The organism is Marisediminicola senii (genome assembly GCF_011057645.1).
Lineage (GTDB): Bacteria > Actinomycetota > Actinomycetes > Actinomycetales > Microbacteriaceae > Marisediminicola > Marisediminicola senii.
Map to the genome: position 1 here is coordinate 1 of NZ_JAALGE010000054.1, position 17063 is coordinate 17063.

Consider the following 17063-nt stretch of genomic DNA (forward strand, 5'->3'; position numbering starts at 1 on the left):
CCCCCCCGCCCTGCCACTAGCCCGACCCGCCGCCCCCATCCGCGTCAACCCCCTGCAGACACCCACCCCACACCCGTACGGTCGATGCATGACTGAAGCAGAGAAGTACACCGCCAAGCTCGTCGGCTCCGACGAGACCGAATCCCTCGAACTCGACCTCATCGGCGGGCTCCCGCAGAAGAGCTTCATCCGTCCCGACGGCGAGAACGGCGAAGAGGTCGTGTGGGAACTGGTGCCGGAGTCCGAGGACTACGAGTACCGCGTCGGCGGCATGCCGGGCGCCGACTACTCCTGACACCGTTCGGCCGCGACACCCGAGTCGTGATCCGGCACACGGTGAGTCGCCCCCGGTCCCCGGGCCAGGGGGCGACCGCACTTTCCTTATTTACGTAATTCCGTAATACTGGAGCGGTGGCCCCTCCCGTCGATCCCCTGGTGCTGATCGCCGAACTCGCGGAACGGGTCCGCGTGCTCGAGGGGCGCGCATCGCAGCAGAGCGTCGCCGCCGAGGCATCCGATGATCCGCTCTGGATCGTCAACGGCATCAAGAAACGCGTTCCATCACCGGGGGCGGTCTACTTCGCCGGCGCCGTGCAGGTGGCCGCGGGGCCCGTCGAGTGGCAGGTCGGCTTTCCGACCGACCGCATCCTCGAAGACGACTGGACCAGCCTCGCCGGCAGCATCGCCGCCCTGGGCAATCCCGTGCGCCTCTCGCTCATGCATGCCGTGCTGAGCGGCGCGACGAGCGTGGCCGAGCTGTCTGCCGGGGAGGGCATGGGAACCACCGGCCAGCTCTACCATCACCTGGGCCACCTCGTCGCACAGGGGTGGCTGCTCGCCCCCGGGCGTGGCCACTACTCGATCCCGGCAGAGCGCGTGGTTCCGCTGCTCGTCATGCTGTCGGCGGCACGGAGGACGATGTGACCCGTTTACAGAAACCCGCGACGCGCCCGCGACGGGTGCTGCTGGCCGCGATCGCCGCCGGCCTCGTCACTGCCCTGCTGGGCGCCGCGGCCATTCCCCGCCCGCCGAGCCTCTCCGCCGACGTGTCGGGCGACGACGAGCTCATCGACACCGTGCACCAGTTGCTCGCCGATGACCCGGGGGTGCGCGACCGGCTCAGCGTCGCAGTGATCGACGGGGGCACCGTGCGCACGGCACACTTCGGGGCGATGGATGCCACGGAATACGAAATCGGATCCGTCACGAAGACCATTACCGGCTCCCTCCTCGCCGACGCCATCGAGCGGGGCGAGGTGCGGGCCGATACGCCGCTCGGCGACCTGCTCGACCTGGGCACCAGCCCCGCGGCATCCATCACCCTCGACGAGCTCGCGACGCACTCGAGCGGGCTGCCGCGGCTGCCGATGTCGCTGGGCATGATCGTCTCTGCGATCGTGTCGCAGTACCGTGCGTCGGATCCGTACGGTGCGACCATCGCCGAACTCGAGCAGAGCGCGCGGGACACCGAGCTGGGGGAGCGCGAGTTTGTCTACTCGAACTTCGGCTTCGCCCTGCTCGGCCAGGCCCTCGCCGAAGCCGCAGGCACCGACTATGCGACCCTCGCCGAGGAACGCGTGCTCGGCCCCCTCGGCATGGCCCACAGTTACGTGCCCACGACGCCCGCCGGCCTGCGCGACGACGCCCCGACTGGGTACTCGGTCGCGGGGCGCCCCGCCGACGCCTGGACCCTGGGGGCGGATGCCCCGGCCGGCAGTGCCAGGTCGACGCTGGCCGACATGATCGCCTACACGATCGCCCAGCGCGACGGCGCGGCGCCCGGGTCCGCGGCGACCGAGCCCATGGCGCCTGCGGGGGAGTCGGGCGAGGTCGGCTATGCGTGGCTCACCACCGACGGCGTCACCTGGCACAACGGCGGCACCGGCGGGTTCACGAGCTGGGTCGGCTTCGACCGCGAGAGCGACCGCGCCGTCGTCGTGCTGAACGGAACGGCGGCCACTGTCGACGACCTCGGCTTCGGCCTCATGGCGACGGACTGAGCGGGCGCACCGATGGAATACATCACCGGAATTCTCGCCGTCTTCTTCTCCGGCCTCTTCGCCCTGTCGGCGACTCGGAGGGGCGCGGCCTTCGCCCGGAGCCGGGTCGAACTCGTTGGCACGGGGCTCGACGCCGTCGCCATCCTCGTGGTCGCCCGCGCTCTGATGCCGTGGAGCGACGTATCGCCGCTGCTCTGGCTGGTCCCGGTCGCCATTGCCGCGATTGGGGTGTTCCTCGCGGTGCTGCGCTGGTCGGCGCTGCCGAACCTCCGGCCGGGGCGCCCGGCGGTCAGGTCGATCGCCTACGGGGTCGCGCACGCCATCGTGCTCCTGGCTGTGCTGGTGCTGTTCCTGGGCTGAGCGTGCCTAGGCCGCCCCGGGGTTCGGCAACTGCTCCTGGTATACCCCGACCACGCAACGCAGGTACTCGGTGATCGCGGCCTGCTGGTCGTCGTCGAAGCCGTCGAGGGCCCGGTCGACCCCGGCGATCAACGGAAGGATGCGCGCCATCGCACGGTCGATCGACGCGGGTGCCGGCACCACGAGCACGCCGCGCCGGTCCCGGGGGTGCGGCTGCCTGCTGACGTGACCGACCGCCACGAGCCGGTCGACGATCACGGTCGCGGCCGCGGTCGTCACATCGAGCCGTCGGGCGATCTCGGTCGGGCTCAGAGGACCGCTCATCACGAGCTGCTGCATGGCCTCGAAGTCACGACGGTTCACGTCGAGTTCGCTGCCGATATCCGACTCCAGCTGCACGGTCAGGTCGAGCACCTGCCGCAGCAGCATGCTCGCCTCGCGCACCTCGCCAGGCCCCGTTCGCTTGTCTTGCACATTTGCCAGCCTACTTCTAAAGTACCTAAAGAATCGAGTAATCAAGAAACACAGCAAAAAGGACCCCCGGATGCGACGCCTGACCGAATTCCTCACCGCCAGGGCCACCTCGTGGATCCCGCTGGTACTAGCCCTGCTCGCCAGCGCGGCGCTGTTCGCGGTCGGCTCCGGCAGCACCTCCGACTCGGCGCCCGGCGCCGGCCTTCCCGACAGCGCGGAATCGGTGCGGGTCAGCGAACTTCAGGAGAGCCTGCCGAGCGCCGACTCCACGTCGGCGCTGCTGGTCTACAGCCGCGACGGCGACGCCCTCACCGACGACGACCTCAGCGCGATAGCCGAGGCCACCGAGCGCCTCTCTCCACTGTCGCTCGATGGCTTCGTGCCCCCGGCATCCATCTCCGACGACAACACGGCCGCCCTCGTGGTCGTGCCCCTCGAGATCGAGACCAGCATCGAGACGCAGACCGAGCGTGCCGTCGAACTGCGCGAGCTGGCGAACGAATCGCTCCCCGACGGGCTCGGGGCACTGCTCACGGGCGCGGAGGGCTTCGAGGTCGACCTCAGTGCCGTGTTCGCCGGCGCGGACTTCACGCTGCTGCTCACGACCGTGATCGTCGTCGCGATCCTGCTCATCGTCACCTACCGCAGCCCCTGGCTCTGGATCGTGCCCCTGGTGGTGATCGGCACCGCCGACGCCCTCGCATCGATCGCGGCGACCCGGGTGGCCGCGATGATCGGCATCACCCTGGATGCCTCGGTCACGGGCATCCTGTCGGTGCTCGTCTTCGGCGCTGGCACCAACTACGCGCTGCTTCTCATCGCCCGCTATCGCGACGAACTGCGGCTGGTCGAGGGTCGCCGCCCCGCGATGGCGAGGGCACTGCGCGGCGCGGGCCCTGCCGTGATCGCCAGCGGCTCGACGGTCGTGCTGAGCCTGCTGACCCTGCTGTTCGCCGAGCTCACCGGCAACCGCGCACTCGGCATCGCGTGTGCGACCGGCATCCTGATCGCGATGGTGTTCGCGCTGGTGGTGCTGCCCGCCACGCTGCTGCTGTTCGGCCGCGGGCTGTTCTGGCCATACGTTCCCCGCTTCGGCTCAGACGACCCGTCGTCCCGCGGGCTGTGGGGCAGGCTCGGCCGCTCCGTCGCGAAGCGTCCCGTCGCGGTGGCCGCGGTCGGCGTGGTGCTGCTCGGCGGGCTCGCCCTCGGCGCCACCCAGGTGCAGACCGGACTCGCCCAGACCGAGCGGTTCATCCAGACCCCGGAGGCGGTACTCGGGCAGCGGGTCATCGCCGACTCGTTCTCGGCGGGCAGCGGATCACCTACGGTCGTCATCGTCGACAGCGACTACGCCGACGAGGCCGCCGAGGTCGCCGCGGGAGTCGACGGCGTCGATGCCGCGACGGTGGGCGAGACCGACGGCACCATCACGCAGGTGAACGTGGTCCTCGATGCTGCTGCGGAAACGGATGCCGCCTTCGACGCCATCCGTGCGCTGCGGGCCGACCTCGCCGACATCGACGGGGCGAATGCCCTCGTCGGGGGACTCGACGCGCAGGCCCTCGAGATCGCGGAGGCCACCGAGGCCGACCAGAACCTGGTGATCCCGCTCATCCTCGCGCTGGTGTTCCTGGTGCTCGTGCTGCTGCTGCGGTCGCTGCTCGCACCGCTGCTGCTGCTGCTCACCGTGGTCGGGTCGTACTTCGCGAGCCTCGGCGCGAGCTGGCTGCTGTTCCAGACGGTGTTCGACTTTCCCGCCCTCGACACCAATGTGGTGCTTCTGAGCTTCCTGTTCCTGGTCGCGCTCGGCGTCGACTACAACATCTTCCTGGTCACTCGAGCCAACGAGGAGGCGAGGGAGCTGGGTACGCGGCAGGGCATGATCCGGGCGCTGGCAGCGACCGGCGGGGTGATCACGAGCGCCGGCATCCTGCTCGCGGCGGTGTTCGCCGTGCTGGGCGTGCTGCCGCTCATCACGCTGACCCAGATCGGCATCATCGTGTGCGTCGGCGTGCTGCTCGACACCCTGCTGGTGCGCACCGTGGTCGTTCCCGCGCTGGCGTTCATCGCGGGCGACCGGTTCTGGTGGCCGCGCCGGCTGCGGGCGGCGGATGCGGCATCCACCCCTCGCCACCGTGCGCCCCAGGAGCAGCTGCAGGCGTAGCGGGTGAGTCGCCCGGCGTACTGGCTGGGCCGCGCGGTGAAACGGCTGGGCCGCGCGGTACCTCTCGCTACTTCGCCGGGTTCTTGCGGCGCAGCGTGAGCAGCGTCGTGACGCTCACCACGATGAGCAGCACACTGCCGATCAGCACGAGCGAGGCGATGCCGGCGGCGGGGAGCACGAACATGGCGACGCCCGCGGCGATGGAGATGATGCCGCTGACGAGGCCGAGCACGCGCGGGGTGCCGGTCGAGCGCAGGCCGACCATCATGTCGACGACGCCCTCGGCGATCCAGCCGATGCCGATTACCAGGGCGAGTACGACCAGTGACTCGTACGGGTTGGCGAGGCAGAGGATGCCCGCGATGATCACGAACAGGCCCATCACGCCGGTGAACCAGCGCAGCCCGGTGCTGAGCGTGTCGTCGATGAGTGCCGCCGTGATGCGGAAGATGCCCGAGGCGATCAGGTAGCTGCCGAACAATACCGCGACGGTGAGCAGGGTGGCGTCGGTGAAGATCAGCCCGATCACGCCAAGCACGATGCCGATCACGGCGACGGCGACGAGCTGGCCGCGCTGCACGCGCACCATGCCGAGGGGGAGGCCCGTGCCGAATCCCGGAGTCGAGGTGGTGGGCGGGGTGTTGCGGGGAATGGTCATGGTGCTCCTCTGGGTTCGAGTCATTGTCCCACCCGCCGCGGCGCTGGCGGAGGGGCTTCCGGGAGGGTGTCGCCGGCCGCATGCTGGGAACATGACTGAATCTCCCTCCGTGCCCACCATTCCGCTCAATGACGGCCACAGCATTCCCGCCGTCGGCCTCGGCACTTACGGCCTGAACGGCGCCGACGGCACCGCCGCCGTCGTCTCGGCGATCGACTCCGGTTACCGCCTGCTCGACACCGCGCTCAACTACAAGAACGAGCGCGAGGTGGGGGAGGGCGTTCGTGCGGCGTCCGTCGACCGTGCCGACCTGTTCGTCACCACCAAGCTGCCTGGGCGCCACCACGGCTACGACGAGACCCTCGCGAGCTTCGACGAGTCGCTGGCGGGCCTCGGCCTCGACTACGTCGACCTCTACCTGATCCACTGGCCGAATCCCCGCGTCGACAAGTACGTCGACGCGTGGCGGGCCATGGTCGAGCTTCGCCGCCGCGGGGTGGTGCGCTCCATCGGCGTCAGCAACTTCACGACCGCGCACCTCGATCGCCTGATCGCTGAAACGGATGCTGCGCCCGCCGTCAACCAGATCGAGCTCCACCCGCGCTTTCCGCAGGCTGCGATGCGCGACTACCACGCGAAGCACGGCATCGTCACCGAGAGCTGGAGCCCGCTCGCGAAGGGGAGCGATGTCACCAGCACCCCCGTCGTCACCGCGATCGCGAATCGCCTCGGGGTGACGCCGACCCAGGTCGTGCTGCGCTGGCACGTCGAGCTGGGCGCCGTTCCGATTCCCAAGTCGGCGGATGCCTCCCGCCAGCGTGAGAACCTCGACGTCTTCGGGTTCGCCCTCACCGCCGACGACGTCGCGGCGATCTCCGCGCTCGAGTCGGGTCGCCTGTGGGATGCCGACCCCGACACGCACGAGGAGTTCTAGGCGCTGGCGGTTCTCGGCGCGGGATGCCCGTCGGGCGCGGCTCACGGGCGCGCCCGGTGGGCACGTCGGCGATCTGGGCCGCTTAGTCGCGGATGCCCTGCACCAGCTCGGTGAGGTGCTTCGTCGGCTCCAGGTCGAGCGCGTCGCTGAGGTGCGCACGGTAGCGGTCGTAGACGCGCAGGGCCTCGGTCTGGTTTCCCTCGGCGATGTGCACGCTGATCAGGCGGGCGTGTGCGGTCTCGCGCAGCGGTTCGGCCCGGATGGCCGCGCGCGCGGCACCGGCGGCCTCGGCGAGTCGCCCGCGGTCGAGCAGGCGCGTCGCCGCGGCCTCGAGCGCGCTCATGCGCAACTGGCGCCAGTCTTCGGCGTCGTCGACGATCCACTCGTCGTACCAGTCGGGCAGCAGTTCGAGCGAGAGCGTCGCGACGGCCGCGGGGGAGAGGTCGCTATCCCTGGCGCTTGCGCCGGGGTCGAGTAGCCGGCGAGCGAGCGACTGGGCGATGCGCAGGTCGACGGTCACCGAGTCCGCGAGGCCCAGTCCGGAGGCCGCGACGAGAATCGCATCGCGCGCGGAGGTCTCGAGCCGCGACAGCGCGGACCGCAGGCTCAGGCCCGCCCGGTCCTGCGACGACTCCGGCCACATGGTGCCGGCGACGATGGTGCGCGCGACGGAGCGGTCGTGCAGGGCGAGGAAGACGAGCAGGCGCTGCGACCCGATCGACAGGGCATCCACCGGCTTGCCCGCGACACGCACACCGAAGGTGCCGAGCAGTGACAGTTCGATCGCGGCTTCTTCCACGGTCTCGTCGGGGCCCTCGGAGCCGAGCATGGCGAGTCGCAGGGCGCGCTCGATCGATTCTTCGTGGCTGAGTACCGCGGGCCCGGCTTCGGGACCGACCCACCCGTCCGCCCACGCGATCAGCGCCACGATCACTGGTTCAAGGTTGAACCCCTTCTCGGTGAGCACGTATTCGCCGTCCTGGGAGCCCTGTTCCATGAGCCCGGCGCCGATGAAGCCCGCAATGCGGGCGGAGACGATGTCGGGCGTGATGCCGACATGACGTTCGAAGTCGGGAAACGAGCGGATGCCGAGGAACAGCGCATCCCGGAACAGCAGGAGTCCCCACCGGTCGCCGATTGCCTCGAGCGCCCGCGCGGGCGAGAAGACCCGCTCGGCACTTCCGAGATCGTCGCTACCGGCAACAACGTCGTCGGGTTCGCTGCCCGGCTCCGTTCCCTCCGGGTCGAGGCGGCCCGCGCTGGCACTGATGGCCTCCGCGCTGATTGCCTGGGCGTCGATCTCTTCGGCGCTTGCGGCGGGAGCGGTGGCCGGTTTCTCGGTACTGGGCTGCACGGTTATGGCCTCTGTCGGCTGGTTCTCGAGATCGTTTGTGTCCCCGCCGTGGAGGGCACTGGACCGGGGTGCATCGCTCATAGGGGGCCCACGCTATTGCCTCGCTATCGCGGACGCCAAATGGTGAGTCCACCCCACTTTCGGGGCGGACTCACCACGGTGCGATCAGGAGTGAATGGAACGGCGCCGGATCGCGACGAGCGCGATTCCGGTACCCAGCATTACCGCGGCTAGCAGGGCGAGTGAGCCGTCGTCGGCGCCGGTCGAGGCGAGCCGCTCGGTGCCGCGGGTGCGGTCGGCAGGGGCCTTCTGCTGGGTCACCGGAGTGCTGGGAGCAGCCGGCGTCGTAGGAGTCGCGGGCGTTGCCGGCGTGGTCGGCGCTGCCGGTGTCACGGGTGCGGTGGGGACGCCCGGCGTGGCCGGGGTCTCGTCCTCGCCGCCGGGGGTCTCGTCTTCGCCGCCGGGAGTCTCGTCCTCACCGCCGGGCGTTTCGTCCTCGCCGCCGGGAGTCTCGTCTTCGGGCACCACTGCGGCCGGGATGAGGTTGGTGGTCATCCGTGCCGCGCAGGTGACTGTGCTTCCTCCGCCGTTGGCGGAACCGTTGCACTGGTTGATGGTCACGCGAAGCGCGGAGGATTCCGTCGACGGCGCCACGGTGCACACGACGCGGGTGGTTCCGCCGCCGCCGTTCGCAGAACCGTTGCACTGGTTGATGGTCGCGTTGGTGGTGTTCGTCACGTACCCGGGCGATGGTGCGATGCACGCCAGAACCGGCTCGGTTCCGCCGCCACCGCCGGACGCGTTGCACTGGTTGACGGTGGCGTTGGTGGCCGCCGCGGTGCCGCCGATGATGTTGTTGACGACGGTCACCTCGCAGATGACATTCGATCCGCCACCATTCACCGCTCCGTTGCACTGCTCGAGGGCAGTGACGATCTCCGTCGAGGGGGTGCTGGTCGTCTCGCAGGTTCCGGTGACTCCCGCGGCGCCGATGCATTTGACGACCGAGAGCACGGAACCGGAGGGCGTCGGGTCGGCGTTGTACCCGGTGGTCAGGTTGAGCGTGTTGGTCAGCGTGATCTCACAGGTCAGCTGCAGCCCCGGCGAGTCGTTGTTCGCCTCGCACTGCTCGTAGAACGGCGCGGCCTGGGCCGACGACACGAAACCTCCGGGAGCGACGGCCATGCCGATCGACAGCAGCGCGATCGCCGCCAACGCCACGAGTCGCTTGCGAAGCATCCCCCCGGATCGATCCGACTTCCCCAACAACATGTTTTGCATCACAAAAACTCCCCCGAGTTTGTATCTGGTGGCCATCATTACCCGGCCAATGCACACCGTACCGTGACACGCGTGTGACAAGTGCCGCGCTCGGCCGTGATTCCGGTGAAACATTGCGAGAATCTCCTCATGTCACCGTCGATTCCCCGCACTTTCTCCCGCGTACTCGCGAAATTCGGTAACAAGGGCGATTCCGCAGATGCGGGAAAAGGGTCGCTCGACGACTACGACTACGACCTGCGGCCGAAGAAGGGCGGCACGTCGATCCGCCTCGCCGAGTCGGCGCCAGCGCAGGAAGCGCTCGCCGAGATCGCCGGATCCGGCACGGACCAGACCTGGGCGATGATCGCCAGGCGGGGCGTCGAAGAGGAGCGAACGGACGCCCCGATGCCGGTCCGCCTATTTGCGAACGGCCGGGTCAGCGGCGTCGTCGGCATCGTGCCGCGCGGCCTCGAGGCACCGGTCGACGCCGCCATCGTGCGCCTCATCGACGCCGGCAAGCCACCGCGCATCCCCGCGACCATCGCGAGCACGCGCGACGGGTTCCGGGTCGACGTCGCGGTCGGCGCAACCCGGTAGGCGCACCCGTCGCTCGCGTGCGGAGCCCCCTCCAAGGCCGCGATGCGATGATGGACCGATGTTCAGACGTCACCCCATCCTCAGCGCGGTGACGTTCGCCTACCTCGGAATAGTCGCGTGGATCACCCTCGGCCCCCAGCCGCTCGGTGACGGGGACGACGCATGGCTCTGGCGCATCCTCGGGGTGTTCTCGCGCTACGACATCACCAGTTGGGTCACCTACCAGCGGGTCGAATTCACGGCCAACGTGCTGATGTTCATCCCCATCGGCATGTTCTTCCTCCTCCTCTTCGGGAGGCGTGGATGGTTCGCCAGCGTGCTCGCGGGCGTCGCCCTCACCTGCACGATCGAATTCGCGCAGCTGTTCCTGCCCGGCCGGGTCTCCGACATCAGCGACATCATCGCCAACTCCACCGGGACCGCGATCGGCGTCATCATCGCCCTCATCGTCACCGCGCGTCGCGCCCGCGAGATCGCCCGAAGCCGGGCAGCCTCCCGGCCGGCACTCGCTCGCCGCTGAGTGTCGCAGGGGCCAGAATCACCCCTCGGTGCTAGGCTCGACCGGGCTTCCCTCACAGGAACCCACACGCACGGAAACACCGAAGCAGGCTGGCGAGACGCTGGCTAGATCCAGGCCTCATGGCCCCGGCCCAGTCGCATGCACACGATCGTGTCATCGAACCCGCACTGCTTCCCGATGAGCCGCGACCCACACGGGGTCCTGGCAGAGTGTCGCCCACAGGGGCGCACCACTGAGCATCAAAGAGGAGAAAACCCTATGGAGGGTCCAGAAATCAAGTTTGCCGAGGCCGTTCTCGATAACGGTTCGTTCGGCAAGCGCGTCGTCCGGTTCGAAACCGGCCGACTCGCCCAGCAGGCACAGGGAGCAGTCGCTGCTTACCTCGACGAAGAGACCATGCTCCTCAGCGCGACCAGCGCGAGCAAGAACCCGAAGGACAACTTCGACTTCTTCCCGCTGACCGTCGACGTCGAAGAGCGCTCGTACGCGGCGGGCAAGATCCCCGGATCGTTCTTCCGTCGCGAAGGACGCCCGTCCACCGAGGCCATCCTCGTGTGCCGCCTGATCGACCGCCCGCTGCGCCCCTCGTTCGTCGAGGGCCTCCGCAACGAGGTGCAGATCGTCATCACCGTACTGAGCATCGCCCCCGGCGAGTTCTACGACGCACTGGCCATCAACGCCGCATCCGCGTCGACGCAGATTTCCGGACTGCCGTTCAGCGGACCCGTCGGCGGAATCCGCCTGGCCCTGATCGACGGCCAGTGGGTCGCATTCCCTAAGTTCGAGCAGCTCGAACGCGCCGTCTTCGACCTCACGGTCGCCGGCCGCCTCGTCACCGACGAGAACGGCAACGAAGACATCGCGATCATGATGGTCGAAGCAGAAGCCACCGAGAACGCCTGGGGCCTCATCCAGTCCGGCGCGACCAAGCCCGACGAGGCCGTCGTCGCACAGGGCCTTGAGGCGTCCAAGCCGTTCCTCATGCAGCTCATCAAGGCGCAGTCCGAGATGGCTGCCCAGTCCGCCAAGGAGATCGCCGATTACCCGGTCTTCCTGCCGTACACGCCGGAAGCACGCGACGCGGTCGCCGAGATCGCCCGCGACGAGCTCGTCGGCATCTACCAGATCGCCGCGAAGGTCGAGCGGCAGAACGCCGACGACGACCTCAAGGCCCGCGTCAAGGCGCAGATCCAGGAGAAGGTCGACGCCGGAACCCTCGACGCCTCGATCCTCGGCCAGGTCAGCGCCGCCTACAAGTCGGTCACCAAGGACGTCGTCCGCGGCCGCATCCTCACCGAGGGCGTTCGCATGGACGGACGTGGGCTCGCCGACATCCGCCCGCTCGACGCCGAGGTGCAGGTCATCCCGCGCGTCCATGGTTCCGCGATCTTCCAGCGCGGAGAGACCCAGATCCTGGGTGTCACCACGCTGAACATGCTCAAGATGGAGCAGCAGATCGACTCGCTGGCCCCGGTCACGAAGAAGCGCTACCTGCACCACTACAACTTCCCGCCGTACTCCACCGGTGAGACCGGACGCGTCGGTTCGCCGAAGCGCCGCGAAATCGGGCACGGCTTCCTCGCCGAGCGCGCCCTCGTTCCCGTGCTCCCCAGCCGCGAGGAGTTCCCCTACGCCATCCGCCAGGTCTCCGAGGCATTGTCGTCCAACGGCTCCACCTCGATGGGCTCGGTCTGCGCGTCCACCCTGTCGCTGCTGAACGCCGGTGTGCCGCTGCGCGCACCCGTGGCCGGTATCGCCATGGGCCTCGTCTCCGACACCATCGACGGCCAGACGCGCTACGCGGCCCTGACCGACATCCTCGGAGCAGAAGACGCGCTCGGCGACATGGACTTCAAGGTCGCCGGCACGAGCGAGTTCGTCACGGCGATCCAGCTCGACACCAAGCTCGACGGAATCCCCTCCGCCGTGCTCGATGGCGCGCTCAAGCAGGCGAAGGAGGCTCGCACCGCGATCCTCAACGTGCTGAATGCGGCGATCGACGCACCGGACGAGATGGCCCCGACTGCGCCCCGCGTGATCTCGGTGCAGATCCCCGTCGACAAGATCGGTGAGCTGATCGGGCCCAAGGGCAAGAACATCAACCAGATCCAGGACGACACCGGCGCCGACATCTCCATCGAAGACGACGGCACCGTGTACATCGGTGCGGTCGACGGCCCGTCGGCCGAAGCGGCCCGCCTCGCGGTCAACGCGATCGCGAACCCGCTGAATCCCGAGGTCGGCGAGCGGTTCCTCGGAACCGTCGTCAAGATCGCGACCTTCGGTGCGTTCGTCTCGCTCACCCCCGGCAAGGACGGACTGCTGCACATCAGCGAGGTCCGTAAGCTCGCCGGTGGCAAGCGTGTCGAGAACGTCGAAGACGTGCTCGGAGTCGGCCAGAAGATCCAGGTCGAGATCACCAAGGTGGACGACCGCGGAAAGCTGTCGCTCGCCCCGGTTCTCGATGAGGCCGCCGAAGCCGATGCCGCGGCATCCGACGCACCCCAGGCTCCTGCCGAGGTGTAGTCGCCCATAGATCTGCCGGGGGCCGCTCGCCAGCGCCCCGGTAAGACGGAAGGGCCCGTTCCCCTTGGGGAACGGGCCCTTTTGCGTGCCAACTGGTTCCGAGGCTGGCGTGTGCGTGCCAGGCGGGCGGCCCGGGTATGACTCGGGCCGTCACACGGAAGGGCTCCCCTTCTGCACCGCCTAGCATGGGAACGTGAAGCCGTTCCTGCTCCTTGCGACCCGTGCCGAGGATGAAGCAGCGGATGGCGAGTACGAGGCCTTCCGGGCCGCCGGTGGCCTGACCACCGACCAGCTCGTGCGCATCCGGCTGGAATCCGAGCCGATGCCGCCCATCGACCTCGACGACTGGTCGGGCATCATCGTGGGCGGCAGCCCGTACAACGCGAGCGATGCCCCCGACGACAAGAGCGCCGTTCAGCTGCGGGTCGAGGCCGAGCTGTCGGAGCTCCTCGACCAGGTCGTCGCGCGGGACTTTCCCTTCCTGGGGGCGTGTTACGGGGTCGGACTCCTCGGGCGCCACCAGCAGGGGGTCGTCGATCGAACCTGGTCGGAGCCGATCGGACCCACCAGGGTGACCCTCACCCCCGACGGCAGGGCCGACCCGGTGTTCGGCGAGCTGCAGGACTCATTCGATGCGTTCGTCGGCCACAAGGAGGCCTGCCGGGTGCTCCCGGCAGGCGCCGTGCTGCTCGCCAGTGGCACCCGGTGCCCCGTGCAGGCCTTCCGCATCAAGCAGAACGTGTTCGCGACGCAGTTCCACCCCGAACTCACGGTCGACGGCATCGTCACCCGCATACGGGTGTACCGCGACTACGGCTACTTCCGGCCCCACGAGATGGACGCCCTCATCGCCGAGGTGCAGCAGTCGGCAGTGACCGAGCCCGCCTCGATGATCGCGTCATTCGTGCGCCGGTATGCCGCGGAATCGCTCGAAGTAACGGTTCGGTAGCGGCCGCACCCGAGCTCATTGTGTGGCAGCACCCCGCTGCGTACGCTCGGTCACAGCCAGGCAACGGCGCCCGGTGGAGGCGGCTCCCGAGAGGGTAGGCCGCCTCTTTTCATCTGCCGGAGCACCGCTGGTCCCGTCGGCCATCGCGCTCTGGCGTGTCGCGCCCGGATGACGGCCCATGACCCCCACTATGGGCAGAGCTGAGGGGATCAGCACGGTCAGCGCAGGCGGGATGCGTCTGGGAACGATGGGGTGGGTACGCACGATGGCACGACACAGGTTCAACCGGGGACTCACCACGTCGCGCGCGCGACACCGCGCGGCAGGCCCCGTGCAGGCGGTGCTGGAGCGCGGCCTCAACGCCGGCCTGGCCTCGGCGGCGACCGCCGTGCTGGTGATGAGCCTGTTCCTCAACGACCCGACGGTCAACTCCCGGGACTGATACGACAGGGCCCCGGTGCACTCGCACCGGGGCCCTGTCGTGGCGAGGTCCTGCAGCGCCGACGTGCAGCAATGCTGCAGTCGCGCATTGATGGGGTCCTGCAGCGCGGAGGCGCCGGCCTATTCGCCCGGTGTGACCGACGTGGCGAGGAACTGTGCCCGCCCGAGCACATGCCCGAGCATCGAGAAGCCGAGGATGGCGGGGGTGCTGCCGGGCTCGAGCTCGAGGGTTTCGACGTCGAGTGCGGTCAGCGTGAAGAAGTAGCGGTGCTCCCCGTGGCCGGCAGGAGGTGCTGCCCCCAGAAAACGCTCCAGGCGCAGTTCGTTGGGCAGAACGGAGGCACCGTCGGGCAGTCCGGCGGAGCCGGGGTTGCCGGCATCGCGGGGGAGTGACGTGGTGCCAGCGGGGATGTTGTAGACCGCCCAGTGCCAGAACCCGCTACCCGTGGGGGCATCGGGGTCATAGACGGTCAGGGCGAAACTGCGGGTGCCCTCGGGGGCGCCTTCCCAGTGCAGCGCCGGCGAGACATCGTCGCCGCCCGCCCCCGCAATGCCCGACCTCGCCCAGGTCGGCAGGGCCGCCCCGGCGTCGACGTCGGGGCTGGAGAGCGTGAAGGAGGCTGCCTCGGGCAGCCGCCAGTTGGGATCGTTCGCCATGGCGATTCCTTTCGTGGGATTGCGTCATGTCTATCGGCGCTGTCTGAACGAGCGCTGTCCTGTCGCGGGCCATCGTGGGTGGGCCCACGTCCCGCGGGCGAACCCGGCGCAGGGGGCATCACGCATCGACTGTTGGTTCCGCGGGTCGTTCGCCGTGACCTACCCTCGGAGAGGGGGCCGTAGTTCGCCCGCACGTATCGACCCGCCAGGGGGCCAGAGTGACCCAGTCGCCGCCACCACTGCCGCTGCAGCCGCGGCCATCCGCCCTGCACGCCCACGCCCCACGGCGCCTCCTCGGCCAGTCGTCCCTCCGGGTGTTCCCCCTCGCCCTCAGCGGCAACACGTTCGGCTGGACGGCCGACACGGCGGCGACCGACGCCATCCTCGACGCCTACCGTGACCACGGCGGCAACTTCATCGACACGGCCGACTCCTACGCCGGTGGGCGCAGCGAGATCATGATCGGAAACTGGATGCGCGATCGTCGCAACCGGCGCGACGTCGTCATCGCCACCAAGGTCGGGAAGAGCGCAGACAACCCGGGCGTGACCCAGAAGGCCATCACCCGGTCGATCACGGCATCGCTCGAACGCCTGCGTACCGACTACATCGACCTGCTCTACCTGCACATCGACGACAGCGAGGTCGCGTTCGAGGAGACGCTGATGGCGGTCGACGCGGCCATCGGCGCCGGGAAAATACGGTTCGCCGGGGCATCCGATCACTCGGGCAACCGCCTGATCGAAGCCAGGGTCATCGCGGCCCAACTGGGGTGCAGTCCCCTCGCCGCGGTGCAGAACCGCTACAACCTCCTGCAGCGCAGGCAGTTCGAAGGAACGCTCGCGTCGGTAGCAGCGCAGCAACGCCTGGCGGTCATGCCGCGCTTCGCGCTCGCGGGAGGCTTCCTCACCGGCAAGTACCGCACGCGCGCCGACGTGCTCGCATCAACCCGCGGCCGGGAGGCGACGCAGCACTTCTCCCGACGGGCGCTCCGCGTTCTCGCCGTACTCGACGACATCGCAGCGCAGCACGGCGTCGCCCCCGCGACTATCGCGCTCGCCTGGCTACTCGCCAAGCCGAACGTGGTGGCTCCGGTTGCCAGCGCGAGCAACCCGGGGCAGGTGGCAGACCTGGTCGCGTGCGCTTCGGTGCGGTTGACCCGCAACCAGGTCGTCGACCTCGACCGGGTCTCGGCCTAGCAGTCCGTCAGGCGCGCGCGTCGGAGGTGACCCGGGCGACGGTGCGCTTGAATGCGGCCGACGACGAGATGGGGTCGCCCGCGTAGCCCCCGGAGAGGGCTCCATCGCGCGCGAGCACGATGTCGTCGGCCCCGTCACCCGGCATGGGGTGGCCGATGCTGCGCAGGATCGCGGTGATGACGTCGGTGGTCCAGTCCCGATGCATCGACACCACCTCGCGCACGGGGTGGCGCGGATCGGGGAACTCCGACGCGGCGTTGAGGAACGGGCAGCCGCGAAAGCCCGGCTTGTCGATGTCGGCCAGGATTCCGGTCACGAGCAGGGGGATGAGGTCGTGGGGCGTGCGTGCCTTCGCGGCCAGTCGGTTGTAACGGTCGATCACCTTGAGGTGCCGCCCGGTGATGTATTCGATGATCAGCCGGTCCTTCGAGCCGTAGTGCTTGTAGAAGGTGGCCTTGGTCACCGCCGACTCGCTGATCAACCGGTCGATGCCGACCGTACGGATGCCCTCGGAGTAGAACAGCCTGTCTGCCGTCTCGAGGATGCGCACCTTCGCTCCGGGGGGTACCGGATCCGAGCTGAGCCCAGGGGCACGCTGTGCGGTCGGACCTGAATCTACGACCGTCACAACGTGGCTCCCTCTGGGCTAGATGTCCTCAAAAGCCTTGAGGCAGCTGGCCGGACCATGGGGGATAGTCCGGTTCGGTGCCCCGCACCGGGGGATGCGGGTACTGCTACACGCCATCCCGGGGGGTTGATGACGTGCTGACGACGTTACCAGAGCTCAGGGACAGACAGGTCTGTTTGTCCCCTTATTGACTGACCCCAGTCCGGGGCACATGAGTTGAGTCCCGCATAGTGGTGTAGCCGCGGTGGCCCGGCTCGTCGTGAAGACGTGGACGCGGTCACCGTGTGATCCTTCGAGAAGTCTCTTACCTCGACTCGAAAGGCATCATCACGATGACCG

The 17063-nt window shown here is 68.8% G+C and carries 18 protein-coding genes; 12 read left to right on the forward strand and 6 right to left on the reverse strand.

Going from position 1 to position 17063, the window contains the following annotated elements; all coding sequences use genetic code 11:
• Positions 1–88 precede the first annotated feature (88 nt).
• The 4 genes from G5S38_RS13515 to G5S38_RS13530 all read left to right on the forward strand — a co-directional run bounded on the left by G5S38_RS13515 (position 89) and on the right by G5S38_RS13530 (position 2360).
• A complete protein-coding gene (locus G5S38_RS13515; protein ID WP_165069637.1) occupies positions 89–295 on the forward strand; it encodes a hypothetical protein in 207 nt (68 codons plus the stop codon).
• Between the two features lie 116 nt (positions 296–411).
• Positions 412–924 (forward strand): helix-turn-helix domain-containing protein, encoded by a 513-nt coding sequence (locus G5S38_RS13520; protein WP_201276693.1) that lies wholly within the window; start codon positions 412–414, stop codon positions 922–924.
• A complete protein-coding gene (locus G5S38_RS13525; RefSeq protein ID WP_165069639.1) occupies positions 921–2000 on the forward strand; it encodes a serine hydrolase domain-containing protein in 1080 nt (359 codons plus the stop codon). Before G5S38_RS13520 ends, G5S38_RS13525 begins: the two co-directional genes overlap by 4 nt.
• A 12-nt stretch (positions 2001–2012) precedes the next feature.
• A complete protein-coding gene (locus tag G5S38_RS13530) occupies positions 2013–2360 on the forward strand; it encodes a hypothetical protein (protein ID WP_165069642.1) in 348 nt (115 codons plus the stop codon).
• Between the two features lie 6 nt (positions 2361–2366).
• Here G5S38_RS13530 and G5S38_RS13535 read toward each other — a convergent pair whose 3' ends face one another.
• Entirely contained in the window at positions 2367–2834 is a 468-nt protein-coding gene (locus tag G5S38_RS13535) for a MarR family transcriptional regulator (protein WP_235929082.1), read from the reverse strand.
• A gap of 70 nt (positions 2835–2904) precedes the next feature.
• Here G5S38_RS13535 and G5S38_RS13540 point away from each other — a divergent pair, with 70 nt between their 5' ends.
• Positions 2905–4998 (forward strand): MMPL family transporter, encoded by a 2094-nt coding sequence (locus tag G5S38_RS13540; RefSeq protein ID WP_165069645.1) that lies wholly within the window; start codon positions 2905–2907, stop codon positions 4996–4998.
• Between the two features lie 67 nt (positions 4999–5065).
• On the opposite strand, the gene G5S38_RS13545 is transcribed toward G5S38_RS13540, so the two are convergent.
• On the reverse strand, positions 5066–5656 hold the full coding sequence (locus G5S38_RS13545; protein ID WP_165069647.1) for an HdeD family acid-resistance protein: 591 nt from the start codon (positions 5654–5656) through the stop codon (positions 5066–5068).
• Positions 5657–5747: 91 nt separating this feature from the next.
• On the opposite strand from G5S38_RS13545, the gene G5S38_RS13550 reads away from it, so the two are divergent.
• A complete protein-coding gene (locus G5S38_RS13550) occupies positions 5748–6590 on the forward strand; it encodes an aldo/keto reductase (protein WP_165069650.1) in 843 nt (280 codons plus the stop codon).
• Between the two features lie 82 nt (positions 6591–6672).
• Here the strand turns inward: G5S38_RS13550 and G5S38_RS13555 are convergent, their stop codons facing one another.
• Positions 6673–8025 (reverse strand): BTAD domain-containing putative transcriptional regulator, encoded by a 1353-nt coding sequence (locus G5S38_RS13555; protein ID WP_165069653.1) that lies wholly within the window; start codon positions 8023–8025, stop codon positions 6673–6675.
• Positions 8026–8109: 84 nt separating this feature from the next.
• The gene (locus tag G5S38_RS13560) at positions 8110–9183 is read right to left on the reverse strand and encodes a hypothetical protein (RefSeq protein ID WP_165069655.1); all 1074 of its coding nucleotides are present in this window, start codon (positions 9181–9183) and stop codon (positions 8110–8112) included.
• A gap of 171 nt (positions 9184–9354) precedes the next feature.
• Here G5S38_RS13560 and G5S38_RS13565 point away from each other — a divergent pair, with 171 nt between their 5' ends.
• From G5S38_RS13565 to G5S38_RS13585, 5 genes are all read left to right on the forward strand, one after another.
• Positions 9355–9804 carry a hypothetical protein gene (locus tag G5S38_RS13565; protein WP_165069658.1) on the forward strand — a complete coding sequence of 150 codons (450 nt, stop codon included), beginning with the start codon at positions 9355–9357 and terminating at the stop codon, positions 9802–9804.
• 58 nt (positions 9805–9862) lie between these two features.
• On the forward strand, positions 9863–10324 hold the full coding sequence (locus G5S38_RS13570) for a VanZ family protein (protein WP_165069661.1): 462 nt from the start codon (positions 9863–9865) through the stop codon (positions 10322–10324).
• A 258-nt stretch (positions 10325–10582) separates the two neighbouring features.
• Positions 10583–12850, forward strand: coding sequence for a polyribonucleotide nucleotidyltransferase (locus G5S38_RS13575; protein WP_165069664.1), 2268 nt, complete (start codon positions 10583–10585; stop codon positions 12848–12850).
• 193 nt (positions 12851–13043) lie between these two features.
• Positions 13044–13799 carry a glutamine amidotransferase gene (locus G5S38_RS13580; protein WP_165069666.1) on the forward strand — a complete coding sequence of 252 codons (756 nt, stop codon included), beginning with the start codon at positions 13044–13046 and terminating at the stop codon, positions 13797–13799.
• Positions 13800–14064: 265 nt separating this feature from the next.
• Positions 14065–14241: a hypothetical protein gene (locus G5S38_RS13585; RefSeq protein ID WP_165069669.1), complete on the forward strand. Its 177-nt coding sequence runs from the start codon at positions 14065–14067 to the stop codon at positions 14239–14241.
• 119 nt (positions 14242–14360) lie between these two features.
• Here the strand turns inward: G5S38_RS13585 and G5S38_RS13590 are convergent, their stop codons facing one another.
• Positions 14361–14897 (reverse strand): YbhB/YbcL family Raf kinase inhibitor-like protein, encoded by a 537-nt coding sequence (locus G5S38_RS13590; RefSeq protein WP_165069672.1) that lies wholly within the window; start codon positions 14895–14897, stop codon positions 14361–14363.
• 218 nt (positions 14898–15115) lie between these two features.
• Here G5S38_RS13590 and G5S38_RS13595 point away from each other — a divergent pair, with 218 nt between their 5' ends.
• Positions 15116–16096, forward strand: a complete 981-nt coding sequence (locus tag G5S38_RS13595; RefSeq protein WP_165069674.1) for an aldo/keto reductase — start codon at positions 15116–15118, stop codon at positions 16094–16096.
• 7 nt (positions 16097–16103) lie between these two features.
• Here the strand turns inward: G5S38_RS13595 and G5S38_RS13600 are convergent, their stop codons facing one another.
• Positions 16104–16724 (reverse strand): TetR/AcrR family transcriptional regulator, encoded by a 621-nt coding sequence (locus G5S38_RS13600; protein ID WP_165069677.1) that lies wholly within the window; start codon positions 16722–16724, stop codon positions 16104–16106.
• Positions 16725–17063 lie beyond the last annotated feature (339 nt).

Excerpts from the sequence above, each read along its gene's own strand:
- G5S38_RS13565 (WP_165069658.1), top strand. The coding sequence starts at position 9,355 with ATGTCACCGTCGATTCCCCGCACTTTCTCCCGCGTACTCGCGAAATTC.
- G5S38_RS13585 (WP_165069669.1), top strand. The coding sequence starts at position 14,065 with ATGGCACGACACAGGTTCAACCGGGGACTCACCACGTCGCGCGCGCGA.
- G5S38_RS13550 (WP_165069650.1), top strand. The coding sequence starts at position 5,748 with ATGACTGAATCTCCCTCCGTGCCCACCATTCCGCTCAATGACGGCCAC.
- G5S38_RS13530 (WP_165069642.1), top strand. The coding sequence starts at position 2,013 with ATGGAATACATCACCGGAATTCTCGCCGTCTTCTTCTCCGGCCTCTTC.
- G5S38_RS13575 (WP_165069664.1), top strand. The coding sequence starts at position 10,583 with ATGGAGGGTCCAGAAATCAAGTTTGCCGAGGCCGTTCTCGATAACGGT.
- G5S38_RS13515 (WP_165069637.1), top strand. The coding sequence starts at position 89 with ATGACTGAAGCAGAGAAGTACACCGCCAAGCTCGTCGGCTCCGACGAG.
- G5S38_RS13555 (WP_165069653.1), bottom strand. The coding sequence starts at position 8,025 with ATGAGCGATGCACCCCGGTCCAGTGCCCTCCACGGCGGGGACACAAAC.
- G5S38_RS13540 (WP_165069645.1), top strand. The coding sequence starts at position 2,905 with ATGCGACGCCTGACCGAATTCCTCACCGCCAGGGCCACCTCGTGGATC.
- G5S38_RS13560 (WP_165069655.1), bottom strand. The coding sequence starts at position 9,183 with ATGCTTCGCAAGCGACTCGTGGCGTTGGCGGCGATCGCGCTGCTGTCG.
- G5S38_RS13590 (WP_165069672.1), bottom strand. The coding sequence starts at position 14,897 with ATGGCGAACGATCCCAACTGGCGGCTGCCCGAGGCAGCCTCCTTCACG.
- G5S38_RS13545 (WP_165069647.1), bottom strand. The coding sequence starts at position 5,656 with ATGACCATTCCCCGCAACACCCCGCCCACCACCTCGACTCCGGGATTC.
- G5S38_RS13570 (WP_165069661.1), top strand. The coding sequence starts at position 9,863 with ATGTTCAGACGTCACCCCATCCTCAGCGCGGTGACGTTCGCCTACCTC.